Genomic DNA, 24,357 nt, shown 5'->3' on the forward strand with positions numbered 1-24,357 from the left:
GCGCGCCATGCACGGCGGCGATCGGCACGCCGGCCGCCGCCGCGCGGCGCGCGAGCGACAGCAAACGCGTTTCGCCGAGCCAGCAGCGATGCGCGAGGTAGTGCGCCTGAATCCGGTATTTGCCGATCAGCTTGCGGGTGTGGGGTTGGGAATCGTGTGCGTTTCGCAGGACCCCACGTCGTTGCGCCGCGGCGCATCGCGGCGATGCGCTCGCCAGCACCGCGTTTTCATAACCGCGCCAGGCCAGCGCGACGGAACGTTGACGCGCTTCGTTCGCGCCGTATTGCAAGCCGGAGCCGCATCGCGCGGCCAGCGTTGCGGGCTCGTCGCAGCGAGCAGCGTCACGCAGTCTCGACCACGCACGCGGCGCGCGCTTGCGCGACGCGACGAACAAACCGCGAACTTCGCGCGCGGAAGTCAGGAACAGGCCGCGCAGCACGACGCCCGTGACCGACTGCGGACACTGTCCCGCATACGCGAGCGCGAGCGCCGCGCCCCACGATCCGCCGAGCACGCCCCAGCGCGCGAAACCGAGCCGCACGCGAATCGCTTCCAGATCGGCGATCAGATAGTCGGTGCGGTTGTGGCGCACGCTGCCCTGCGGCGTCGACGCACCGGTGCCGCGCTGGTCGATCAGCACGACGCGAAAACGCCGCAAATCGAAGAGCCGCAGTACACCGGGCTGACTGCCGCTGCCGGGGCCGCCGTGCAGCACCGCGACCGGCACGCCGTCGCGCGCGCCGGCGAGCGCGTACCACACCCGATGACCATCGCGCGTGCGCAGCGTATGGACTTCGAGCGCGGCGGCTGCCTGCGTCGGGCGCGACGAGCTTCGCATCGTCATGGCAGCATCCTCGCGAGCAGGTTGTCGCGATCGATCCACTGATGCTTGAACGCGCCCGCCACGTGCAGCACGATCAGCGCGATCAGCGCATAGCCGATCGCATGATGAAGGCCGAAGAACAGGTCGCGCAGATGCGCGTCGTCCCAGCCCCACTTCGGCAGCAGGATGCCCCAGAAGCGCGTGCCGTAGCGATTGAACGACGAGCCGAGATACCCGGCGAGCGGCATCGCCACCATACAGACGTATAAAAGACCCTGCGTAGTGCGCGCGGCGGCGCGTTGCCACGGTGGCATCGGCGGCAGGGCAGGCCGGTGAAGGACTGCCCGCGCGACGATGCGCAAAAGCACCAGCAGGAAAACCGTCAGTCCGAGCGACTTGTGCAGATTGATCAGCGTCGCTTTGACAGGCAACCCCTTCGGCAATCCGACCATATAGAGGCCGAGCGCGAGCAGGCCGATGATGCCGAGCGCGATCAGCCAGTGCAGCGCGATCAGCAGCGCGGCATAGCGCGGGCCGCCGGCGCGGGCAGTTGCGTTGACGTTGATATCAGGCTTCGCGTTTCGTGAATCCGCTGTCGTCATGCGCTGTCTCCATGCAACATCGTGGCGGGACGTTTCTTTTTTGCCGACTATCGTTTCGGTCCTGGCTGACATAGCTGCCTCAGCCGGCGATCAGGATTTCGCCGCGGCCGTCGACCGCGAGGTCGCCCGTAAAACGAACCGGCAGACGGTCCGCGCGCCACTGCGAAAACGGCGCGATTTCGGCCGCGAGGCTGCGTATGAGCAATGACCAGAATACGTCGAAACCGTGCCCGCCGCCGGTGAACGTCGGGGGCGGCAAACCCTCGGGTCGTTGCGCGAGCAGCAGCGTGCCGCGCCTCATCGCATACGCATAGTGTGCGCCCAGTTGCCCCGCCACGCCGACGGTCCCCGCCACCAGCCGCGACGCCGCGAAGTCGCCCGCGTTGCCGCCGACGAGCACGAGGCCGCGGCGCATCCGGTCGGCGAGCCGCGCGCCCGCGTTGCCGTGAATCGTCAGCGTGCCGCCGCTCATGCCTTCCATGTCGCCCGTCACCGCGCCGGCGGCGAAGTCGCCGCTGTCGCCGCGCACCGTCACGCGTCCGCCGCGCATTTCGCAACCGGTGAAGTGCCCCGCGTCGCCGTCGATTTCAAGCAAGCCACCGCTCATCCTGAAGCCGCTGTAGTCGCCGACCGGGCCGCGCGCGACGAGCCGCCCCCCGTCCATCTGCGCACCGAGCCGGTCGAGCCACCGAGCGGCGCCGTCGATCAGCAGCGTGGCCGTGTCGTCGCCGGATGCGGGCGCGTCATCGCGCACAACCTCGAATACGTCGCCGACCACGCAGCGCTCGTTGCCGCCCGGCAGCACGATGCGCTCGATCTCGGCCACGCTCATGCTTGCCAGCGCGGCCGGTGACAGCGCGGCCGCATCGACGCGAAAGCCGGGCGGTGTCTTCACGCGCAACGTGGTCGTGCTCATGCGCGTCCCCCGTCGAGTCCCGCCGCCAGCTCGTGCAGATGAAAGTGGTACGGCCCGAGCTTGCCGCCGTAGTTGCCCGCCGAAATGCGCAGCACGCCGGCCGCGCGCCCGAGTCCGGTCGCCGCGCCGATACCGGCCGTCATCGCCGCGCCGACGTCGGCGTCGGTCAGACCGTCGATCACGATCTCCAGCACGCAGCCCACGTCCGCGCTCAACTCGCTGCGCGATGCGAGGCCGATCAGGCTCGGACAGAACGCGTCGTTGGTCGACGCAGTCGCGCCCGCGTACTTCGAGCCGATCTTCGAGCCCGACCGCACGATGCCGCCGGGAAACGGCATGATCACGTTCGGCAGCCGGCGCATCGCTTCGACCGCGGCTTCGGCGGCGGCGAGCGCCGCGCCTTGGTCGCGCGCGAGCAGCAGCAGGTTGCCGCCGCCGACGGCCTTGACCGTCGCCGCCGTGTCTTCGCAGACGAACTCGCCGTCCATCACCGGCACGCGCCAGTAACGCGTGGGGCCGTTCCCTGTGTCGATCATCTTGGCGATCTGCCAGCCGTCGCCGAAAAAGCGCAGCCCGCTGCCGAGCGGCGCCAGGTCCGACAGCGGCGCGCGGCTCGTGGCCGGATCGATGCCGCTGTAGACGGCCGTGCTCGGGCAGGTGAGCACGCATTGGCCGACACGCCGCCCGATCTGCTTCGCCAGTTCCTTCGTCGACACCGCGAACAGCAGCACCGCGACACCGGGCCGGCCGTCGGGCGTCGCGTCGGGCGCGAGCGTTCGCTCGATGCCCGCCTCGCAGCCGCAGCCGATCACTGAGGTCGCGAAGCCCGACAGCGAGTTCGCCGCGTGCATCGCCCAGGTCGGCGTGTGCGCGGTGATCAAGAGCCGGGTCGCTTTCATCGGGAAGGCTTCGGCGAAGGTTGCGTCGATCGCGGTGCCGTTGATTTCGAGCGGGGCGGGAGCGTTCATCGTGGCCGCGTCAGGTTAGACATTCGACGGGCAACAGCCGCCCGCCGCGGCAGCAGCGGCAGGCTTCGTCGTCGCTGATCGCGGCGTGCGCGAAGTTGCTCGCGAGATTAGCGTCGCTATACGCGCGCAGCGTTTTCTCGATACCGCGATCGAACTCCGGCGCGACGAAATGGATGCCGCCCGTCGGCGTCGCGACCAGCGTGCCGTCGCGCGCGACCAGTTCGCCGTCCTTGAACACATACGCGGGCGACGTGAACATCCGCTCGCGGTCCGGCTCGTCGCGATAAACCGCGATGTCCGCCGCCGCGCCCGCGCCGAGATGGCCGCGATCGCGCAGACCGAGCAGCCGCGCGGGACCGGCGCGCGTGATGATCGCGATCTCGTACAGCGAGAATTCGCGCTTGAGTTCCGGCAGCGCGCTGGCAACCTGCGCTTCGGGATGCAGCTTCGCCAGCTGCTCATCGCGAAACGCTTTATCCATCAGCAGGCGGATCAGATGCGGATAGCTCGTGAACGGGCCGCCGTTCGGATGATCGGTGGTCATCGCGACGCGCCACGGGTCGTCGACGAGCAGAAAGATTTCGAGCCCGATGATCCATTGCAGCGCGTTCACATAGCTCTGTTCGCGATAGCGGAACGGCAGTACGCCGCAGCCCGCGTCGCACTCGATATCGCCGACCACCCACTTGTGCGGCCGCGCGAGCGGCGCGTTGCGGAACTGCATCATCGTGTCACCGGAGGCCGTGACGGTCTGTCCGAAGATGATCTGGCCGACGTCGATCGACACGTTCGGCCGCGCGTTCACCGCCTCGGCAATCTGCCGCGCGCCCGACGAAAACTTGCGCGAACCCTCGGTGCCGTAGCTGTGAAACTGGATATGCGTCAGATGGATCGGCAGGCCGTCGGCGGCGTCCATCGTCGCGATCGTCGATGCGAGGTTGCCGGGCACGCCGAGGTTGCTCGTATGCACGTGCAGCGGATGCGGCACGCGCAGCTCGGTCAGCGCGCGCGTCAACGTGCGCAGCACGTCGCGCGGCGTGATGCCGTAGTGCGCGTGCGGTTCGTCGACGTCGAGCGAGCGCTGGTTGAACTTGAACGCGGAGATGCCGCCGGGGTTCACCACCTTGACGCCGAGCGCCTTGCTCGCGTTGATCGTCCAGCCGACGTAGTCGCGCAGACGTTCGAAGTCGTCGTGTGCGGCGAGCATTTGCAGGAACAGTTCGTCGTTGCCGAGCATCACGTACGCGCCGTGATCGATGATCGGCGTGTCGCCCATTTCGAGGTGCGTGTGGCGCGCGTTCGACGGCATCATCGCTGGTTCGAACGCAGCCGTGTAGCCCATTTCGGCGTAGCGGTAGCCGGTCGCGAGCGTGCCCGGCGTGCAGACGCCGCACGAAGGCAGACGCAGATAGCGGCCGTTGTCGTCGCGCGCGGCTTCGTAGGCGGCCTCGCGAGGCGCGTCGGCGCGATGGTCCTCCGGCAGCAACAAACGCGACAGATTGGTTTTGCCGCCGCCAATATGCGAATGCAGATCGATGCCGCCCGCCATCACGATCATGCCGGCCGCGTCGTATTCGCGATCGACGGGGGTGGTGGAGGGAACATCGACGATGCGGCCGTCGCGGAACGTGAGATCGCGGCGTTCGCCGTTGACGTTGTTGATCGGGTCGAACAGCGTGCCGCCCTTGAGCCGAACGAGAGTCATGGCCGATCCTCGCGCGGATTCGATCGTTCGCTCAGTCGTTCGTGCAACTGCGCGGCAATCGACGCCACAGATTCCAGCACAGCACCACGCGCCGCAGTGAGCGGCATCACGACCGTACCGTCTACGCGAAACAGATGCCCGCCGCTATCGATGCCCGGAGTCGCGACCGGCACGAACACCGTGTTCGCGCCGCGTGCCTTGGCGGCATTCGCGAGCGCAGGGTGACCGAGCACGATCAGCGGCAGCGTGGGATCGAGCGACGCGGGCCATGCATGCGGCTCGAAGCCCGCAATCCACAGCAGCGCATCGACTTCGCGTTCGGCGAGCAGCCGCGCGGTCCGATAGCGATACGGATCGTGATCGAGCGGCGCGGCGCCGCTGACGCGCCCCGGCATCGACACGCGCGTGCGCAGCGGCAAGCCTGACAGCCACGTGACGGTCTGGTTGACCGTCAGCGCGCCATCGTCACCGCCGAGCGCGACACATGCCGCGCGCGTCGTGCGATTCACGGCCTTGACGATCCGGTTTAGCGCTTCGATCAGCAGCGCCGCGTGCGGCGCGGGCAGCGCGGCCGGTTCGTAGACGACCACTGCGTAGCGCGCGTTGGCGATGCGTGCGTGCAGTGACGCGAGCGCGGTTGCCACGTTGGCGTGGCTGCCATCGCCGTGACTTAGCGCGGCCGCGTCGCGTCCTTCGGCGAGCGCCGACCACAGCGCGAGCGTGTCATACGGATCAGTGTCGTGCAGCAGCGAGTCGATACGCGTTTGCGGCAAGCCGGCCGCCGCCGGGTCCGCTTCGCAGCCGACGAAGACCAGCTCGCGCGCGAGTTCGGTGCCCGCCAGCACGCGCGTGAAGAAGCGCGGGTAGCGCCGCGACGGCTGACACCCGAAGAACACCAGCAGATCGGCGCGCGCGCGCACTTCGGAGAGCGTCGTGAAGAACGCGCCGCGATCCTGCAACGCGAGCGTCGCGGGCGTCAGCGCATCGCCGTGCAGATGATCGAGGATCGCACCGCAGGCGGCGGCGAGCGGATACAACGCGCGGGTGCCGTCGACATCGGTCGCGAGGCCGCCGAACAGCGGGCGGCGCGCGTTCGCGAGCAACTGCGCGGCGCTCGCCAGCGCGGTATCCATGTCCACTTCGCTGCCGTCGACCACGCATCTGCATTGCGCATCCGTCCCGCCGTACTGCGCTAGCGCGTGAGCGAGCCGCGAGCATTCGGTGTCGGGTACTTCGAGCGTGCCGTCGTCGTGGGAAGCGGCGACCAGGTCGTCGCACAGCAAAGGGCAGAACGGACAGATCCAGTCGCGTGTGAGCGGCGCGGCGCGGGTTGCGCTCGGGCCAGGGGTCGATGGATCGGTGGCGGGACTATGCATGGGCCAGGTTTAGCAAGCTCCATGCCGATCTTTCTACGAATCGTCAGCGGGCGAGCACCGCGCTGAAGCGGGCCGCGCTTACGGTCATGCTGCTTTGCATTCAGCGATCAACCTGCGCGAGGTACCGGCGACGAGCGTGCCCGATCGTGCGTCGGCGCGCGGGTTCAAAGGCCCGCTGCGCCATACAAAATGTGTGCCGTTCTGGAGCAGAGTGTCACACGCAAACTGTCCGGCTTGTGTTGCGTTTACAGACAGCGCTGTCAGAACGCGTGGCATGGAAATTGTATGGAAGGCCTACGCCGAATCGGAAGGCGCGCAGTCGATCTGCCGATCGTGCAGCGCGGACGCCACCAGCCAGGCGCTTGCGCCGATGGCGGCCGCGGCGGCCAGATCGTCGCGATTGCGGATGCCGCCCGCGCCGATCAGCGTCGTATGAGCGGCGGCTTGCGCGCGCAGGCGCTCGAATGTCGCGAGATCGGGGCCGGCGTAGCTGCCGACCTGGTCGAGCGTCATCGCGATCACGCGCGACGGCCACCATGCCGACGAGCGATCGAGCGCGGTCGCGGCGAGCAGTTCGCCGGCGCGATGATCGAGCGACAGGATCGGCGCGAGGCCGGCGCGCTGCGCCGCGTGCACGGCATGGATTTCGCGAAGCGTCTCCGAGCCGAAGACCGGCACGAGGGTCGCAGGGTTTGAATTGGCAGTAGGGCTGTCGAGTTGATCAACAGCAGCGTCGATGCGCTCGAACAGCGCGCGCATCGATGCGTAGTCCGCGAAACCCGCGTCGAGCCACAGCTCGATGCCGGGCAGCGCGGCGCGCAACGCGGCGAGCGTCGAAGCATGCGCGCCGCGCTGCAGGATGGCGCCGAGATCGGCGATATAGAGCGTGCGCGCGCCGCTGGCTTCGAGTAGCGCGCGGGCGGTAGCAAGTGGGTCGCTCGTCGCGACGAGGCGGGACCGGATGGGCCGATAGGCGCTCCGCTCGCCGCGTACCGCGCGGACGACCTGACCGTCGAGCAGATCGAGAACAGGTATCACCTGCATAGAGGGGCGCTTTCCTTTGACCAAGATCTTTGTTTATGAGTATCTCACCGGCGGCGGCATCGACCCCGAACTCGCCGGCGCAGGCAGTCTCGCCGATTTGAGCGCGCTGATCGTCGAAGGACGCGTGATGCGCGACGCACTGGTCGCCGCCTTGCGTGAACTGGACGGCGTGCACGTCACCTTCGCGACCTCGCGCTTCGAAACACCAGCGGCGGGCGACGCTCATTGTATGGCCGCGCCCGGCGAATCGATGACGGCGTTCGTCGCGCGCGTGGCGCGCGAGCACGACTACGCGTGGGTGGTCGCGCCGGAATGCGACGACCTGCTGCTGCGCTTTCACGATGCGGTCGGCACCGCCCGGTGGCTTGGCTGCGCGAAGGAAGCGATCCGCGTCGCGTCGAGCAAGAGCGCGACCGCGGCGTGTCTTGCCGCGCATGGCATTGCGACGACGCCGGCGCTCGAACCCGGCGACCCGGCCACGCAGCACGGCGGCCGCTGGGTCGTGAAACCGGACGACGGCGCGGGCGGCCTCGACACGATCGTCTACGAACGCCTCGCCGATGCCTGCGCCGAGTACGAAGCGCGCGCGGCGGCCGGGCGCAATCCGGTGCTGCAAGCGTGGGTCGATGGCGAGCCGTTGAGCCTGTCGCTGATCTGCCGCGGTGACGCGACCAAGCTGCTCAGCATCAACCGTCAGCAGATCGGGCTGAGCGGCGGCGACGCGCCGGGCGAGGTGGCGCGGATCGTCGAGTTCGACGGCGTGCTGGTCGATCAGATCGACCAGCACAGCGACATGGGCCGCGCGCTCGACACGCTCGCGCATCGCGTCGCGCGGGCGATCCCGGGTTTGCGTGGCTTCGTCGGCATCGATGTCGTTTGGCATCCGCAGCGAGGGCCGGTCGTGATCGAAGTGAATCCGCGTTTGACGGTCGCTTATGCCGGGCTGTCGGCGGTGCGCGGCAGCGGCCTGACGCGCGCGCTGCATGAGTTGACCGGTGCGGCGCCGCCCGAAGACGCGGCGCCAGCGCACGAGTAGCGCAAAGAGGGACAGTCGGGACGATTGGGCGAGCGGGACAAGTTCGGTGATGAACGAGGTTGCGAATCGACGCGACCCGGCCGGGCACTCAACTGGACGCGAGGACAACAGTCATGTGGGTGGTCAAGATCGGAGGCAGCCTCAGTCACGACCCGGCACTGCGCCACTGGCTCAGCGAGCTATGCGAAGTCGGCGGCGGACGCGTGGTGATCGTGCCCGGCGGCGGCGATTTCGCGGACAAGGTGCGGCAGTATCAGGGCGAGTGGAACTTCGACGATCTGGCCGCGCACAACATGTGTCTGCTCGCGATGACGCAATATGCGCTGCTGATGCAAGGTGTGTCGCCCGAACTGGTGATCGCGTCGAGCGAGGCGAAGATTCGCCGCACGTTGCGCGACGGCCACGTCGCCGTGTGGGTGCCGACCGCGCTGATGCGCGACACGCCCGACACGATGAGCAACTGGGATACGACCTCCGACAGCCTTGCCGCCTGGCTATCGACGATGCTCAACGCGGAGCGGCTGATCGTCGTCAAATCCTGTCCGATCGCCGCCGACGATCCGCTCGAAATGCTGGCCGCGTCGGGGGTGGTCGACCGCAAGTTCGTCGACTACGTGACGGACGCGAACTATGTGGTCGAACTGCTCGACAAGAGCAACGTCGCGCTGATGCGCGACCGTTTGCTGAATATTCCGGTGATGTGAGGGATGGCTGAACCTTAGAGCCGCGTCGCGCTCGTCGAACCCGGCAGCGGTGCGCCGCCATCGACGCGGATTTCGCTAGCCGGCCGATGCAACGCGCTTGCCCATTGCGCGACGCGCTCGGGATCGAGCCGCGAGCGGCGCCCGTCGGCGCACAGCGCGGTGCGAAAACCGGCCACGTCGGGCGCCAGCGCGCGGATCTGCGGCAACTGCGCCCAGCCGAGCGCACCGGCGATGCCCACCATTGCGCCGCGCTGACGCGCGAGCCGCAACCAGCGCGCGAGCGAGTCGACATCGACGTGATCGAACAGCGTGCCGCCGTCCTTGCTCGCGGTATCGAACATCAGGCCGGCAAAGCCGAGCGCCGCGGTGTGGATGACGAGCTCGTCGTCCATGCCGCCGTCGCATAGCAGCACCGGCACGACGGTGGCCGGCAGATTCGCGAGTTGCTCGATGCAGTGCCGCGCGGCCGGACCGCGCGCGACCCCGACCTTCACATAGTCGACGCCGGCGTCGCTAACGTCGATCACGCGCGTGGCGATCTCGTCGAACGCATCGGCCGGCACGTCGCCGATCGTCGCGCTGATCGGCTTGACCGGATAGCGCGCCCGCAGCTGTCGCGCGATGTTGGTAATGGCGCCGATCGACAGGCCGCCGAGCGCGCCGTCGTTCGGTTCTTTCAGGTCGATCAGCTCGGCGCCGGCGCGTGCGGCGTCGAATGCTTCCTCATCCGAGCGGACGCTCGCAAGCAATGCGGTCATCAGGGTTCTCCCGGCAAACGGGTTCAGTGATGGGCGGACGTGGCGGCGTGATTGGCCGCCCCTTCCAGATTCGCGCGGTAGCGCGCGACCGCGGCGACGAGCCAGCCCCATGCGGTGCGCTCGTTGTCGCCGGCGGTTTTATCGATCGCGATCTGCAGATACGCCATTTCGCGATCGACCTTATCGGCCGGCAGCATGAAAAGCCGGCTTACCAGAATCGCGCCTTCCACGACCGCCGACTGCGCGCGATTGAAGCCCGCGAACGGCGCGTGGTTTTCGCGGTGCACGCATTTCATCACCAGTACCGGGCGCTCTTTGTCGTCTTGCAGTTCGTCGAGCTCGAGTTCGGCGTGGGCCAGCGATTCGGCCAGCCGCACGCTCGCGACACGGCTTGCGGCCACGGTCGGCCAATCGGTCGCGTAGTGCGTGACGCAGCCCGCGAAGATGCGCACGTCGGTGGTGAAATTGAGCACGGCCGAGCGCGTCGCGACGATGTTGTCGAGCGTAACCGACGGTCGGAAAGGCGAAAGGATGATGCGCTCACCCTCGTAGCGCGCGCCCATCGGCGCGATATGAGGACGGCCATCGCACGCTGCCGTGGTGACGATCGTTTCGTGGATCATGGTTGGGAACGTTTGTCCCGACAGCGCCGGAAGGCCGGCCGTCAGCAGAGGTCAAACACAAACGGGAACCGCAAAGGGGCCGCGGCGTGCGGCCCGGTTGCGGGCTTAACGCGTAGCGACATACATCACGATTTCAAAACCGAGGCGTACGTCGGTGTAGCTCGGAGTCGTCCATTGCATACGTGCTTCCTCCTTCGGTTGAAACTGCGGTTGGAACTGCGGTTCGAACTGCTCTGAGCCGCCGGCCCGGCGAAATTTCATGCCAGATGTCGACAGCAGCCGGCATCACGCAATCTCCATGCCCGTGCGTGTGCCGGCCGGCCAGGCGGGCGCGGATTCGAGCGCTAATACAGCGCTCGGCGAATTGCGCCACGCCCTGGCGCTTGCGCGGGTTGCCAGACGCAACCGTCCGCGCGTTGTGGCGGAAACGAAGCAAAGTGTTCCACGCGATTCGCTATTCGGATTGCGCTGTCACGCCGTGCCCCTCCCCCACACTAAGCGATTCTGCTCCCATTGCCGTTTCATGGCGTGAAAAAGAAACTAACGATGTGATAGCGATAATCGATCCATTAAGTCTGCCAAATAAAATCGTGAATTCCCCTTGGGCGTGTCCATGCCTACAGTGCAACTCAAGCGCTTCGTTCTTCCGGCAGTGCGCTTGCCACCTTCGAGGACACGTCATGAACGATTTCAGTCAACCGCCGATCCAGCCCGGACATCAAGCGCGCAATCCGCACAATCCGCGCGAGCGGTACGCGGCGGGCGTGATGAAATACCGCGAGATGGGTTACTGGCAACCGGACTACGAACCGAAAGAGACCGACGTGATCGCGCTCTTTCGCATCACGCCGCAACCCGGTGTCGAACCAGAGGAAGCGGCGGCCGCGGTGGCCGGCGAATCGTCGACCGCGACGTGGACGGTGGTGTGGACCGACCGCCTGACCGCCTGCGACATGTATCGCGCGAAGGCATACCGCGTCGAACCGGTGCCGGTGTCGCGCGCCGACGAGCCGCAGTACTTCGCGTACATCGCGTATGAACTCGATCTGTTCGAAGAGGGATCGGTCGCGAACCTGACCGCGTCGATCATCGGCAACGTGTTCGGCTTCAAGCCGCTGAAGGCGTTGCGGCTCGAAGACATGCGCATCCCCGTCGCGTATCTGAAGACGTTCCAGGGGCCGCCGACCGGCATCGTCGTCGAGCGTGAACGGCTCGACAAGTATGGACGGCCGCTGCTCGGCGCCACGGTCAAGCCGAAGCTCGGTCTGTCGGGCAAGAACTATGGGCGGGTGGTGTACGAGGGCCTGCGCGGCGGCCTCGATTTTCTGAAGGACGACGAGAACATCAACTCGCAGGCGTTCATGCATTGGCGCGACCGCTTCCTGTTCGCGATGGAAGCGGTGAACCGCGCGCAGGCCGAAACCGGCGAGGTCAAAGGGCACTACCTGAACGTGACGGCTGGCACGATGGAGGACATGTACGAGCGCGCCGAATTCGCGAAAGAGCTCGGCTCGTGCATCGTGATGATCGATCTGGTGATCGGCTGGACCGCGATCCAGTCGATGTCGCGCTGGGCCCGCAAGCACGACATGATTCTGCATCTGCATCGCGCGGGGCATAGCACGTACACGCGGCAACGCAATCACGGCATCTCGTTTCGCGTGATCGCGAAATGGCTGCGCATGGCGGGCGTCGATCATGCGCACGCGGGCACCGCGGTCGGCAAGCTCGAAGGCGATCCGCTGTCGGTGCAGGGCTACTACAACGTGTGCCGCGACGCGCACAACGCGGTCGATCTGTCGCGCGGCCTGTTCTTCGAGCAACCGTGGGCCGGCTTGCGCAAGGTGATGCCGGTCGCCTCGGGGGGGATTCACGCGGGGCAGATGCATCAACTGCTCGACCTGTTCGGCGACGACGCGATCCTGCAGTTCGGCGGCGGCACGATCGGCCATCCGGCCGGCATCCAGGCCGGCGCGACCGCGAATCGCGTCGCGCTCGAAGCGATGGTCAAGGCGCGCAACGAGGGCCGCGACATTCTGCGCGAAGGGCCCGACGTGCTCGAAGCGGCCGCGCGCTGGTGCACGCCGCTCAAGCAGGCGCTCGATACGTGGCGCGACGTGACTTTCAACTACGCGTCGACCGACACGCCCGATTTCGCCGCCACACCGACCGCGGCCTAAGAGAGCCGAGCGTTACTCGCCAGCGCTTCACGAGCGCATCCGCAACGCGGTGCCACGGCACCGCGCGGGGCGCCGTTGACACCGTTCTGAACGCGACATCCATCAACGAGGTTCGTCATGCGTATTACCCAAGGAACGTTTTCTTTTCTGCCCGAGCTGACCGACGAGGAAATCGGCCTGCAGATCGACTATGCGCTGCGCCAGGGCTGGGCCTGTTCGGTCGAATTCACCGACGACCCGCATCCGCGCAACACGTACTGGGAAATGTGGGGAATGCCGATGTTCGATCTGCACGACGCGGCAGGCGTCTTGCAGGAGGTCCGGGCCTGTCGCGAGGCGCGGCCGCAGCACTACATCAAGGTCAACGCCTTCGATTCGGAGCGCACCTTCGAGACGATGCGCCTGTCGTTCATCGTCAACCGGCCGGATGCGGAGCCGGGCTTCCGTCTGTCGCGTCAGGATGCGCAGGGGCGCATGCAGCGCTACAGCACGACGGGCTATGCGACCGACCGGCCGGCGGGCGAGCGCTACGGAGCGACGGGCTGAGCCGCTGACCGGGCACGAGGGTGCAAGCCAGGCACACGACAACCCGCAGCAAGGAGGAGCAATGACTGACGCCGCCATCGTGGACGCATTGCCCGCGTTCACCGCGCACAGCGACGACGCCACCCCCCACATCGACCTCGCGGCGCTGTACCGCGACTCGGGCATCGGCGACGTGCTCGGCGAACTCGATCGCGATCTGGTCGGGCTCGCACCCGTGAAGACGCGCATTCGCGAAGTCGCCGCGCATCTGCTGGTCGAACGCGCACGGGCTTCGCTCGGTCTCGCGGGCGGCGCGCCGACCTTGCACATGTGCTTCTCCGGCAACCCCGGCACCGGCAAGACGACGGTCGCGCTGCGCATGGCCGAGGTGCTGCACCGGCTCGGCTACATCCGCCGCAATCATCTGGTGTCGGTCACGCGCGACGATCTGGTCGGCCAGTACATCGGTCATACCGCGCCGAAAACGCGCGATGTGCTGAAGCGCGCGATGGGCGGCGTGCTGTTCATCGACGAAGCGTATTACCTGTATCGCCCGGAGAACGAGCGCGATTACGGGCAGGAAGCGATCGAAATCCTGCTGCAGACGATGGAAAACCAGCGCAGCGACCTGGTCGTGATTCTGGCCGGCTACGCGTCGCGGATGGAAGTGTTCTTCGAGAGCAATCCGGGTTTCCGCTCGCGCATCGCGCATCACATCACGTTTCCCGATTACGAGGAAACCGAACTGCTCGAGATCGCCGAGCGGATGCTCGACACCATGCACTACCGCTTCGATGCCGCGTCGCGTTGCGCGTTCGCCGACTATCTGGCGCGCCGCATCCGTCAACCGAATTTTGCCAACGCGCGCTCGGTGCGCAATGCGCTCGACCGCGCGCGGCTGCGCCAGGCGAACCGCCTGTTCGCGAGCGCGTTGCAGGGTGGCGAGCCGATCGACGCCGCCACGCTGACGCTGATCGACGCCGCCGACGTGCGCGCGAGCCGCGTATTCGACGAGTCCATACAGCCGTCCTCGCCACCGCCTTCCACCGCGCGCGCCGTCACGGTGCCGCCGGGCTGAATCACGACACCATCGAAGGAGAACGCCATGCAGGACGGACGCACGACACTTTCGAAGTTCCTGATCGACACGCTCGATCGCCCGCCGTGTACGGAAAGCACGCGGGACACGGCGGGACTCTCCGCGCTGCTCATCGACGTCGCGGCCGCCATCAAATCGATCTCGGCGATGCTGACCAAGGGCGCGTTAGGCGGCAACTACGGTTCCGCGCAAACGCTCAACACGCACGGCGAGGAGCAGAAGAAGCTCGACGTCTCCACCAACGAGATTTTCGTTCAGCAATGCGAGTGGGACGGCTTGCTGGCCGCGATGGTGTCGGAGGAAATGGAGCACGTGTACCCGATTCCGCCCGAGTATCCGCGTGGCGAGTATCTGCTGGCGTTCGATCCGCTCGACGGCTCGTCGAATATCGACATCAACGGCGTGGTCGGCTCGATCTTTTCGGTACTGCGCACCCGCGATCCGGCGGAGGATGCCAGCAGCGAAGCCGCGTTCCTGCGGCCGGGCTGCGAACAGGTGGCGGCCGGCTACGCCGTGTATGGACCCTCGACGATGCTGGTGCTGTCGGTCGGCAACGGCACGCACGGCTTCACGCTGGAGCGCGACATCGGCAACTTCGTGCTTACGCATTCGAACATCCGGATTCCGGAAGAAACCGGCGAGTTCGCGATCAACGCATCGAACGAGCGCTTCTGGGAGCCGCCCGTGCGCCGCTACGTGCAGGAGTGCAAGGACGGCCGCAGCGGCTGCCGCGCGCGCGACTTCAACATGCGCTGGATCGCGTCGATGGTCGCGGAAGTGCATCGCATCCTGATGCGCGGCGGCGTGTTCATGTATCCGCGCGACTCGAAAACGCCGGCCATGGAAGGGCGCCTGCGCCTGCTCTACGAGGCGAACCCGATGAGCTTTCTGGTCGAGCAGGCGGGCGGTCTCGCGATTACCGGCCGCGAGCGCATTCTCGAGCTCGCGCCGCGCGCGCTGCATGGCCGCGTGCCGGTGATCCTCGGCTCGAAGAACGAGGTCGAGCGCATTGCGCGCTATCACGGCGAATACGACCGCGGCGAGGACAAGCCGTTCTCGTCGCCGCTGTTCGGCACGCGCTCGCTGTTCCTGCCGGATTTCACGGCGTGATCAGCGGCTCACGAGACGAAGAACCAGTCATCCGGAGACAAACGTATGTCAGTCAAACATCCGATCATCGCGGTGACCGGCTCAAGCGGCGCGGGCACCACCACCGTCATGAAGAGTTTCATGCATATCTTCAGACGCGAGCACATCAATGCGCAGATCGTCGAAGGCGACGCGTTCCATCGCTACGACCGCAACGGCATGCGCGCGGCGATGCAGGAGCGCGAACGCGACGGCGTGCCGAATTTCAGTCACTTCGGGCCGGAAGCAAACCTGCTCGAAGAACTCGAGACCCTGTTCACGCGCTACGGCGAAAACGGCGGCGGGCAGTTTCGTCGCTACGTGCACGACGCGGCCGAAGCGCAGTTGTACAAGCAGGACAGCGGCACCTTCACGCCGTGGGAAGACGTCGCGGCCAATAGCGACCTGATGTTCTACGAAGGGCTGCATGGCGCCGCGGTGACCGACAAGGTCAACATCGCGCGGCATGCGGATCTGCTGATCGGTGTCGTGCCGATCATCAATCTCGAATGGATCCAGAAGCTGCACCGCGACCAGACGATGCGCGGCTACACGCACGAAGCGGTGGTCGACACGATCCTGCGCCGTATGCCCGACTACGTGAACTACATCTGCCCGCAGTTCTCGCGCACGCATGTGAACTTCCAGCGCGTGCCGACCGTGGACACGTCGAATCCGTTTACCGCCCGCGAGATTCCGCAGCCGGACGAGAGTTTCGTGGTGATCCGCTTCGCGCGGCCGAAGGGCATCGACTTCCAGTATCTGCTGACGATGCTGCACGACTCGTTCATGTCGCGCCCGAACGTGATCGTCGTGCCGGGCGGCAAGATGGGGCTCGCGATGCAACTGATCTTCACGCCGATGATCCTGCAACTGATCGACCGGCGCTCGCGCGCTTGAGCACAACGCTGCCCCTGCCGACGTTCGTTTCGCAAGGAGAATTTCGATGAGCGCAGTCGCGCAACCGCTTGACGCACCCGCCGCGCGCCCGATGGCCGACGCGCTGCGCATGCTCGCAATCGACGCGGTGGAAGCCGCGAAGTCGGGACACCCCGGCATGCCGCTCGGCATGGCCGAGATCGCGGTCGCGTTGTGGGACCGGCATCTGAAGCACAACCCGCGCAATCCCGCGTGGCCAGACCGCGATCGGTTCGTGTTGTCGAACGGACATGGTTCGATGCTGCTGTATGGACTGCTGCATCTGACCGGCTATGACCTGCCGATCGACGAATTGAAGCGCTTTCGCCAGTTGCACGGCAAAACCCCGGGGCATCCCGAGGTGGGCGTCACACCCGGCGTCGAGACGACTACCGGGCCGCTCGGCCAGGGGCTCGCGAACGGCGTCGGCATGGCGCTCGCCGAGGCGTTGCTCGCACGCGAGTTCAACCGGCCCGGGCACGGAATCGTCGATTACCGCACCTATGTGTTCGCCGGCGACGGCTGCCTGATGGAGGGTATCTCCCACGAAGCGGCGTCGCTCGCGGGCACGCTGAAGCTCGATAAGCTGACGGTGCTGTACGACGACAACGGCATCTCGATCGACGGCAACGTCGCGCAATGGTTCGCCGACGACACGCCCGCGCGCTTCGCGTCCTACGGCTGGCATGTGGTGCGCGAGGTGGACGGCCACGACGTCGATGCGGTCGATCGCGCGTTGCTCGCGGCGCGCGCGACCGGCCGGCCGACGCTGATCTGCTGCCGCACGGTGATCGGCCAGGGCGCGCCGTCGAAGGCCGGCACGCACGACGTGCACGGCGCGCCGCTCGGCGCCGACGAGGTGGAACGCACACGCCGCGCGCTCGGCTGGCCGCATCCGCCGTTCGAGATTCCGGACGAGATTCGCGCGAACTTCGACGCGAGCGCGCGCGGTGCCGCCGCGGAAGCCGAGTGGCGCGCGCGTTTCGATGCGTATCGCCAGCACTATCCGGTGGAGGCCGCCGAATTCGAGCGGCGTGTGCAGGGCCGCTTGCCCGCGCATTGGTACGACACGGTTCGCGCGCTGCTGCGCGATGCGGATTGCGCGGCGGAATCGATCGCGACGCGCAAGGCTTCGCAAAAGGCGATCGGCGCACTCGCGCGCAGCCTGCCGGAGCTGCTGGGCGGCTCCGCCGACCTGACCGGTTCCAACCTGACGGACTGGCCGGGCGCGATCGACGTGCGCAGCGATGAAAACGGCTTACGCGGCGGCAACTACGTGCACTACGGCGTGCGCGAGTTCGGCATGAGCGCGGTGATGAACGGCATCGCGCTGCATCGCGGCTATCTGCCGTTCGGCGGCACCTTCCTGACCTTCTCCGACTACGCGCGCAACGCGTTGCGCATGGCCGCGCTGATGAAGACACGCTCGATCTTCGTGTTCACGCACGACTCGGTCGGCCTCGGTGAAGACGGGCCCACGCATCAGGCGGTCGAACACGCGGCGAGCCTCCGGCTGATTCCGGGGCTCGACGTCTGGCGTCCGTGCGATACCGTCGAGACCGCGCAGGCGTGGGCCAGCGCGGTGGAGCGGGAAGGACCGTCGTGTCTGTTGCTGAGCCGGCAAAACCTGCGTTTCGTCACGCGCTCCGCCGTGCAGATCGCCGCGATTGCGCGGGGCGGCTATGTGTTGCGCGACTGGCCCGATGACGGAGGGCAAGAGCAACCGGCGCGTGTCGTGCTGATCGCCACCGGCTCGGAAGTGTCGCTCGCGCTCGACGCGATCGCGCCGCTCGCGACCGCCGGCATCGCCGCGCGCGTCGTATCGATGCCATCGACCACCGCGTTCGACCGGCAACCGCGCGCCTGGCGCGACGCCGTGCTGCCGCCGGGCGTGCCGCGTGTCGCAATCGAGGCGGGCGTGCGCGCGTTCTGGCGGCAATACGTCGGGCTCGACGGCGGCGTGCTCGGCATCGATACGTTCGGCGAATCGGCCCCGGCCGCCGCGTTATTCGAGCATTTCGGGCTGAACGCGCAGGCGGTGATCGACGCAGCGCGGCGCGTCGCGGATCGTGCGCGTTGAGCACGCCGCTCGACAAGATTTCATTTCATATCGAGGAGCACGCAATGGCCTTCATCACCCTGCGGCAACTGCTGGATCACGCGGCCGAACACGACTACGGCGTGCCCGCGTTCAACGTCAACAACATGGAGCAGATTCACGCGATCATGCGCGCGGCCGAGGCCACCGATAGCCCGGTGATCCTGCAGGCGTCGGCCGGGGCGCGCAAGTATGCGGGCGAGCCGTACCTGCGCCATCTGGTGCTCGCCGCGCTCGAAGCGCACCCGGACATTCCGCTCGTGCTGCATCAGGATCACGGCGCGAGCCCGGCGGTGTGCCAGCAGGCGATCCGCTCGGGCTTCACGTCGGTGATGATGGACGGCTCGCTGTTGCCCGACCAGAAAACGCCCGCCGCGTACGACTACAACGTCGACGTGAGCCGGCGCGTGGTGGACGCCGCGCATGCGGTCGGCGTGTCGGTGGAGGGCGAGCTGGGCTGTCTCGGCTCGCTCGAAACCGGCACGGCAGGCGAGGAGGATGGCGTCGGCGCAGCAGGCAAGCTGACGCGCGAGCACCTGCTGACCGACCCCGACGAAGCGCGGCGCTTCGTCGACGCGACCGGCGTCGATGCGCTCGCGATCGCGATCGGCACTTCGCACGGCGCGTACAAGTTCAGCCGCGAGCCGACTGGCGACATCCTCGCGATCGACCGGGTCGCCGATATCCATGCGCGCATTCCCGACACGCATCTGGTGATGCACGGTTCGTCGTCGGTGCCGCAGGAATGGCTCGCGGTGATCCGCGAATTCGGCGGCGAGATTCCGACCACCTACGGCGTGCCCGTCGACGAAATCCGCCGCGGCATCGCGCACGGCGTGCGCAAGGTCAATATCGACACCGACATCCGTCTCGCGATGAGCGGCGCGATGCGCAAATCGCTCGCCAATGCGCGCTCCGAGTTCGATCCGCGCGCGGCCCTGAAGGCGGCCACCGCCGCGGCTAGCGCGATCTGCATCGAGCGTTTCGAAGCGTTCGGTTGCGCGGGGCAGGCGGCGCGCATCAAGCCGCTGCCGCTCGACACGATGGCGAGCCGCTATCACTGACGCCACTGGTACGGAGAACGCAATGCGCGAATTCCTGATTGCTCCGTCGCTGCTGTCGGCGGATTTTGCCCGCCTCGCCGACGAGATTCGCGACGTAACGGCGGCCGGCGCGGACTGGATTCATCTGGACGTGATGGACAACCACTATGTGCCGAACCTGACCGCAGGGCCACTCGTGTGCTCGGCGATCCGGCCGTACACGTCGCTGCCGTTCGACGTGCACCTGATGACCACGCCAGTCGATCCGCTGGTGTCGGCGTTTGCCGAGGCGGGCGCGAACCTGATCAGTTTTCATCCGGAGGCGACGCTGCACGTGCATCGGACCATCGAGCTGATCCGCTCGCACGGCGCTCGCGCGGGGCTCGCGCTGAATCCGGCGACGCCGCTCACGGTGCTCGATCATGTGCTGGAGATGCTCGACGTCGTGCTGGTGATGTCGGTGAATCCGGGCTTCGGCGGCCAGGCGTTCATTGCCGAGACGCTCGATAAGCTGCGGCGGCTGCGCGAGCGCGTCGACACGACGATGCAGCGCACCGGGCGGCCGTTGCTGATCGAAGTGGACGGCGGCGTGAAGGCGTCGAACATCGCGCGTGTCGCCACGGCGGGTGCCGATGTGTTCGTCGCGGGATCGGCCGTGTTCGGCGCGAGCGATCGCGCGCAGGCGATTCGCGGCATGCGCGGCGAACTGGCTACCGTCGACGAACCCGCGGCCGTAGCGGCCATGCAGTGACGGCGCGGCGGGTTCAGCGCTTCTTCATCGTCTCGCCCGGCCCGCACCAGACGCTGAGATCTTCTTCAGGCCGGTCGACCGCGCAGCCCCAGTCGAGCGGCTGGTCCTGATCGAAGCGCTTGCCGAGCCGCCACGCGATTTCCGCGCGCGCAAGCTGCACGCCCATGTAGAACGCGTGGCCGCCGTCGGTTTCGAGGTTCAGCTGCGGGTACAGCGCGAACGGATCGTCGCCGCGTCGATGGCCGTCGCGGTTGTACACGTGAATGCCGTCGGCGCTGATCTGCACGCGGAAATTCGGATCACGCACGGCGCGCGCGAATTCGTCGATTTCTTCGGCGCTGTACGGAAACGGCCTTTTCGCATGGACCGTTGCAAGCTCGGTGCTGATGCCCTTGGGCAGCACTTGCGCATCGCGTGCGGCATGCATCACGCGGCGCGCGACATCGGCTTCGCGCAGCGCGCGCCGCGCATGCAGACTCACCGAAGTCGTCAGCACCGCGCCAACGCGCAATTCGGCCGCCATGCCGAGCAGCACCGCATTGATCCCGCTCGTGTCGGCCTCGGTCAACTCGGTCACGTTGCCGATGCCCATCATGATCGCGATGTCGGGATAGCGCTCGCGCAAGCGCACATAGCGCGCAATCGACGTGGCCAGCCCGAACGGAATCGGATCGAGAATCGGATCGGCGAGAAACGCGCGGCCGCGCGCGGTTAGCGCGTCGATCGCGGCGTCGAGCGAGGCGGCGTCAGCGGGTTCGCGCGCGACGAGGATCGGCGTCGACGGCACTTCGTCGGCGATCCATAGCGTGTCGACGTTCACGCTCATCAGATAGTCGGCGCCCGCGCGGCCGCCGCGCAGCAGTTCGTCGTTGCGCATCGAATCGACGCTGACGCGATAGCCTTCGGCCTTCAGGCGCCGTACTGCGTCTTCGAGATGCGGAAACGGCGTGTCCGGCAGACAGCCGATGTCGATCACGTCCGCGCCCTGGGCCGCATACTCGCGCGCCCTTGCGGCGATGCCGTCGAGGTCGAGCCGCGGCGCATCGACGATCTCCGCGAAAATCTCCGTGTCGTAGCGGCTCAGGTCGAACGGCTTCGCCTTGTGGCCGAAAAACTGCGGCAGGTCCTTGACCTCCTCGGGACCGCGCTCGAACGGCACGCCGAAATGCGCGCTCAGCGCGTGGAGATCGCCGCGGCAGCGGCCCGGCACGATCACGCGCTGCGCGGCGAGCGGGGTGGGCAAGCGGCGCTGGATCATGTCGGCGGTCATCAACGCGGCGACCTGCAGGCCGATTTCGCGCACCTCCCAACTGAACGGCGCCGGCGCCATGCCGTCGAGCACGCGCCGCAGGCTCGGTTCGGCAAGCCGGCCGGTCAGGAAGAGGATGTGGTCCATGCGAGATCGAGGGTCGCGAGGCGTTGGGCGAGCGCCGCTTCGAGTTCGTCGAGCGAGCGCGCGAGCGTCGTGTATTCGAAGCGTGCCAGACGCTCGACGTTGTCGAGTTCGATCGCCCGTGGCCGCAGTTCGACCCATTCGTCCGGGCTATGCGTGATCACGCTCGGTTCGGTGTCGCATGCAAAGACGATGCCGGGGATGCATTGTTTGCCGGCCTGCGAGTACATGTTGGTCGGCAGAGTATCGGAGATGCCGTAAGCGCATTTGGCGACCGTGTTGCTGGTGGCTGGCGCGATCACGACCGTGTGATAGACGCCGTGATACAGCATGCCGACCGGTACGCCGCTCGCGCTGTTGTCGCGCAGCACGCGGAACTGTTCGCGCAGCTTGTCGAGCGGCCAGCCGTACAGCGGCAGCACTTCCTCGGCCGCCGCGGACAGAAACAGATCGACGCGCGGCAAGCGCCGCGCGAGCGCGATCGATTCTTCGAGCATGTGACCGGAGCCCGTCACGCACCACGCGAAGCGTGCATCGGGCTTGAAGTCGGCGAGATCGCGGGCGGCCTTCGGCGCTGACTCGTTAGGGGACGGCTGGGTCATGCGTCGAGATCGAGCGGCATGCCGTCCGGCGGCGAGCCTTCGTGCGACAGCCGGATGTGCAGCCGGCGCATCTTGCGGTACAGCGTGTTGCGGCTGATGCCGAGCGCCTTCGCGACGTTGCTGACGTTCCAGCGATGCTCGTCGAGCAGCGACAGCACCGTCTCGCGCTCGTTCAGCTGGATCGCGTTCAGCGAAGAAATGTCCGCTTCGTCGGCGAGATGCCCGTCCATGTCCGCGTTCGCGAGGCGCAGCGCGGTCGGCAGGTCGACCGCCGAGGTGCGTTGCGTGACCTCGGGCGGCAGATGCTCGCAACGGATCGGCTCGCCGTCGGATAGCGCAATCGCCATCTGCAACACGTGACGCAGCTGACGGATGTTGCCGGGCCACGCATAAGTGAGCAGCGCGTGTTCGGCTTCCGCCGTCAGCTCGGGCGGATCGTCGGTTTCGTTGGCGAGCAGATGATGGATCAGCGGCAGCTTGTCGACGCGCTCGCGCAGCGCCGGCAGATTCAGCTCGACGCCCTTGAGCCGGTAATACAGGTCCTCGCGGAACTGGCCGCTCTGCACGAGTTCGAGCAGATTGCGGTGGCTCGCGCTGATCAGCTGGAAATTGACCTTGACGGTGGTCTCGGCGCCGAGCGGCGTGACCTCGTGTTCCTCGATCACGCGCAGCAGGCGCGCCTGCAGCACGAGCGGCATGTCGCCGATCTCGTCGAGAAACAGCGTGCCGCCGTTGGCCTGCACGATCTTGCCGCGCCGTCCTTCGCGCTGCGCGCCGGTAAACGCACCGGCGCGATAGCCGAACAGCTCACTCTCGATCAGGTTCTCCGGCAGCGACGCGCAGTTCACCGGCACGAACGGACCGTCGGCGTGCGGGCTGATGCTATGCAGCGCCTGCGCGAAGACTTCCTTGCCGGTGCCGGTCTGGCCGCGCAGCACGATCGGAATCTTGCGCTGGATGACGCGCGCGGCGAGTTGGATCTGCGAGGCCATGCGCGGGTCGCCGAATTCGAGGTGCGCGATTTCGTCGAGCTTCGGTACCGGCGCGTGCTTGTCGTGTTTCTCGTGCTTTTCGGGGGCGCTGCTGCGGATCGCGGAGTCGGTGACGATCACGCGCGTCACGCGCCCGGTGCCGTTCTGCGGCGTCTGCGCAACGAGGAAAAAGCGGTTCGTCGCATTCGCGCTGTAGACGGTGACCGGATGGAACGAGCCGCGAATGCTGCGCGCGATCATGTCTTCGAGCGACGCGTTGAACGCTTCCTCGATACGCCGGCCGCGTAGCTCGCTCAGCGAGCGGAAGCCGAGCTGGAACAGCGCGCTGCGATTCGCGGCGAGCACGGTGCTGTCGTCGCCGACCGCGAGCTTGCCGCCGTGCAGCGTGCCGACGAATTCCGGGCGGCTGTGGAAATGGATCATGTTGGCGTGCCGGTAGCGCGCATCGAGCAGACGGTTTTCGATCATCTGCCGCGACATGCCGACCAGCACCAGCGAGTGCTGCTGCAGCAGCTTCGAGCGGCTCGTGACGTCGAGCACGCCGGCGATCTCGCCGCCGTCGTCGAAGATCGGCGCGGCCGAGCACGTGAGCGACGTGTAGCGCGGATAGAAATGCTCGTGCTGACAGACGGCGATGCAGTCGCGCTCCGCGAGGCAGGTGCCCATGCCGTTGGTGCCGGCTTCGCGTTCGCTCCACAGCGCGCCGACGCGAAAGCCGTCGGCGGCGACCGCCTCGGCGAACGGCACGGACGACACCTGATGCACGATCACGCCGCCCGAATCGACCAGCACGACCGCGAGCTCGGGATCGGCGAGCTGCTGATAGAGCGTCGTCATCTCGAGCTTCGAACACGCGATCAGATCGCCGAGCGCCTCACGGCGCGCGCTGAGTTCGTATTCGGTGAGCACCGGCGGCGGCACGAAACGCGCGGGGTCCAGCTGGAATTCGTTGATGCAGCGCGTCCACGACTGAGCTACGGGTTCGCTTGTCGGGCGCGTGGTCAACTGGTGGTTGACCACGTTCAGAACTTCCCGGACGTGCGTACTGCTGTCAGCGAGCAACGACATGGGAT

At 67.0% G+C, this 24,357-nt stretch carries 23 protein-coding genes; 10 read left to right on the top strand and 13 right to left on the bottom strand.

The genetic code is table 11. From position 1 onward, the window contains the following. From AB3X89_RS27520 to AB3X89_RS27550, 7 genes are all read right to left on the bottom strand, one after another. Positions 1-844, bottom strand: an 844-nt coding sequence (locus tag AB3X89_RS27520; protein WP_368586098.1) for an alpha/beta fold hydrolase, incomplete at its 3' end; no start/stop codon positions are given. Continuing rightward, positions 841-1,425 (bottom strand): cytochrome b, encoded by a 585-nt coding sequence (locus AB3X89_RS27525; protein ID WP_368586099.1) that lies wholly within the window; start codon positions 1,423-1,425, stop codon positions 841-843. The genes AB3X89_RS27520 and AB3X89_RS27525, both read right to left, overlap by 4 nt. Before the next feature lie 79 nt (positions 1,426-1,504). Next, positions 1,505-2,341, bottom strand: a complete 837-nt coding sequence (locus tag AB3X89_RS27530) for a formylmethanofuran dehydrogenase subunit C (protein ID WP_368586100.1) — start codon at positions 2,339-2,341, stop codon at positions 1,505-1,507. Continuing rightward, positions 2,338-3,309, bottom strand: a complete 972-nt coding sequence (fhcD, locus tag AB3X89_RS27535) for a formylmethanofuran--tetrahydromethanopterin N-formyltransferase (RefSeq protein ID WP_368586101.1) — start codon at positions 3,307-3,309, stop codon at positions 2,338-2,340. The genes AB3X89_RS27530 and fhcD overlap by 4 nt, the downstream gene beginning before the upstream one ends. A 10-nt stretch (positions 3,310-3,319) precedes the next feature. Continuing rightward, a complete protein-coding gene (locus AB3X89_RS27540) occupies positions 3,320-5,014 on the bottom strand; it encodes a formylmethanofuran dehydrogenase subunit A (protein ID WP_368586102.1) in 1,695 nt (564 codons plus the stop codon). Continuing rightward, a complete protein-coding gene (locus tag AB3X89_RS27545) occupies positions 5,011-6,390 on the bottom strand; it encodes a formylmethanofuran dehydrogenase (protein ID WP_368586103.1) in 1,380 nt (459 codons plus the stop codon). Before AB3X89_RS27545 ends, AB3X89_RS27540 begins: the two co-directional genes overlap by 4 nt. A 294-nt stretch (positions 6,391-6,684) precedes the next feature. Then, on the bottom strand, positions 6,685-7,434 hold the full coding sequence (locus AB3X89_RS27550; protein WP_368586104.1) for a HisA/HisF-related TIM barrel protein: 750 nt from the start codon (positions 7,432-7,434) through the stop codon (positions 6,685-6,687). Between the two features lie 16 nt (positions 7,435-7,450). Here AB3X89_RS27550 and AB3X89_RS27555 point away from each other — a divergent pair, with 16 nt between their 5' ends. Both AB3X89_RS27555 and AB3X89_RS27560 read left to right on the top strand, forming a co-directional pair. Further along, complete coding sequence (locus AB3X89_RS27555) at positions 7,451-8,470, top strand: ATP-grasp domain-containing protein (RefSeq protein WP_368586105.1); 1,020 nt, start codon at positions 7,451-7,453, stop codon at positions 8,468-8,470. 113 nt (positions 8,471-8,583) lie between these two features. Then, positions 8,584-9,174 (top strand): aspartate kinase, encoded by a 591-nt coding sequence (locus AB3X89_RS27560; protein WP_368586106.1) that lies wholly within the window; start codon positions 8,584-8,586, stop codon positions 9,172-9,174. 14 nt (positions 9,175-9,188) lie between these two features. Here AB3X89_RS27560 and AB3X89_RS27565 read toward each other — a convergent pair whose 3' ends face one another. The 3 genes from AB3X89_RS27565 to pqqA form a co-directional block, all read right to left on the bottom strand. Then, positions 9,189-9,932 carry a (5-formylfuran-3-yl)methyl phosphate synthase gene (locus tag AB3X89_RS27565; protein WP_368586107.1) on the bottom strand — a complete coding sequence of 248 codons (744 nt, stop codon included), beginning with the start codon at positions 9,930-9,932 and terminating at the stop codon, positions 9,189-9,191. A gap of 23 nt (positions 9,933-9,955) precedes the next feature. Next, a complete protein-coding gene (locus tag AB3X89_RS27570) occupies positions 9,956-10,555 on the bottom strand; it encodes a DUF447 domain-containing protein (protein ID WP_368586108.1) in 600 nt (199 codons plus the stop codon). A gap of 105 nt (positions 10,556-10,660) precedes the next feature. Then, complete coding sequence (gene pqqA, locus AB3X89_RS27575) at positions 10,661-10,816, bottom strand: pyrroloquinoline quinone precursor peptide PqqA (RefSeq protein WP_368586109.1); 156 nt, start codon at positions 10,814-10,816, stop codon at positions 10,661-10,663. A 419-nt stretch (positions 10,817-11,235) separates the two neighbouring features. Between pqqA and AB3X89_RS27580 the strand changes: the two genes are divergently transcribed. The 8 genes from AB3X89_RS27580 to rpe all read left to right on the top strand — a co-directional run bounded on the left by AB3X89_RS27580 (position 11,236) and on the right by rpe (position 20,297). After that, entirely contained in the window at positions 11,236-12,735 is a 1,500-nt protein-coding gene (locus AB3X89_RS27580; RefSeq protein ID WP_368586110.1) for a form I ribulose bisphosphate carboxylase large subunit, read from the top strand. Positions 12,736-12,852: 117 nt separating this feature from the next. Further along, the gene (locus AB3X89_RS27585; RefSeq protein WP_368586111.1) at positions 12,853-13,281 is read left to right on the top strand and encodes a ribulose bisphosphate carboxylase small subunit; all 429 of its coding nucleotides are present in this window, start codon (positions 12,853-12,855) and stop codon (positions 13,279-13,281) included. A 61-nt stretch (positions 13,282-13,342) separates the two neighbouring features. Next, complete coding sequence (cbbX, locus tag AB3X89_RS27590; protein WP_368586112.1) at positions 13,343-14,338, top strand: CbbX protein; 996 nt, start codon at positions 13,343-13,345, stop codon at positions 14,336-14,338. A 27-nt stretch (positions 14,339-14,365) separates the two neighbouring features. Further along, positions 14,366-15,469: a class 1 fructose-bisphosphatase gene (locus AB3X89_RS27595; protein WP_368586113.1), complete on the top strand. Its 1,104-nt coding sequence runs from the start codon at positions 14,366-14,368 to the stop codon at positions 15,467-15,469. 45 nt (positions 15,470-15,514) lie between these two features. After that, positions 15,515-16,387: a phosphoribulokinase gene (locus AB3X89_RS27600; RefSeq protein ID WP_368586114.1), complete on the top strand. Its 873-nt coding sequence runs from the start codon at positions 15,515-15,517 to the stop codon at positions 16,385-16,387. Positions 16,388-16,433: 46 nt separating this feature from the next. After that, on the top strand, positions 16,434-18,485 hold the full coding sequence (tkt, locus tag AB3X89_RS27605; protein ID WP_368586115.1) for a transketolase: 2,052 nt from the start codon (positions 16,434-16,436) through the stop codon (positions 18,483-18,485). A gap of 44 nt (positions 18,486-18,529) precedes the next feature. Further along, complete coding sequence (gene fba, locus AB3X89_RS27610; protein ID WP_368586116.1) at positions 18,530-19,567, top strand: class II fructose-bisphosphate aldolase; 1,038 nt, start codon at positions 18,530-18,532, stop codon at positions 19,565-19,567. A 22-nt stretch (positions 19,568-19,589) separates the two neighbouring features. Further along, positions 19,590-20,297 carry a ribulose-phosphate 3-epimerase gene (gene rpe / locus AB3X89_RS27615; protein ID WP_368586117.1) on the top strand — a complete coding sequence of 236 codons (708 nt, stop codon included), beginning with the start codon at positions 19,590-19,592 and terminating at the stop codon, positions 20,295-20,297. 13 nt (positions 20,298-20,310) lie between these two features. Here rpe and AB3X89_RS27620 read toward each other — a convergent pair whose 3' ends face one another. From AB3X89_RS27620 to AB3X89_RS27630, 3 genes are read right to left on the bottom strand one after another with little or no spacing between them, the layout of a single operon-like run. Continuing rightward, a complete protein-coding gene (locus AB3X89_RS27620) occupies positions 20,311-21,693 on the bottom strand; it encodes a DUF6513 domain-containing protein (protein ID WP_368586118.1) in 1,383 nt (460 codons plus the stop codon). After that, positions 21,672-22,292 carry a flavoprotein gene (locus AB3X89_RS27625; RefSeq protein ID WP_368586119.1) on the bottom strand — a complete coding sequence of 207 codons (621 nt, stop codon included), beginning with the start codon at positions 22,290-22,292 and terminating at the stop codon, positions 21,672-21,674. The genes AB3X89_RS27620 and AB3X89_RS27625 overlap by 22 nt, the downstream gene beginning before the upstream one ends. Next, positions 22,289-24,352 carry a sigma-54-dependent Fis family transcriptional regulator gene (locus AB3X89_RS27630; RefSeq protein ID WP_368586120.1) on the bottom strand — a complete coding sequence of 688 codons (2,064 nt, stop codon included), beginning with the start codon at positions 24,350-24,352 and terminating at the stop codon, positions 22,289-22,291. Before AB3X89_RS27630 ends, AB3X89_RS27625 begins: the two co-directional genes overlap by 4 nt. Between the last annotated feature and the right edge of the window lie 5 nt (positions 24,353-24,357).

The organism is Paraburkholderia sp. BR14320, from assembly GCF_040948665.1.
GTDB lineage: Bacteria > Pseudomonadota > Gammaproteobacteria > Burkholderiales > Burkholderiaceae > Paraburkholderia > Paraburkholderia youngii.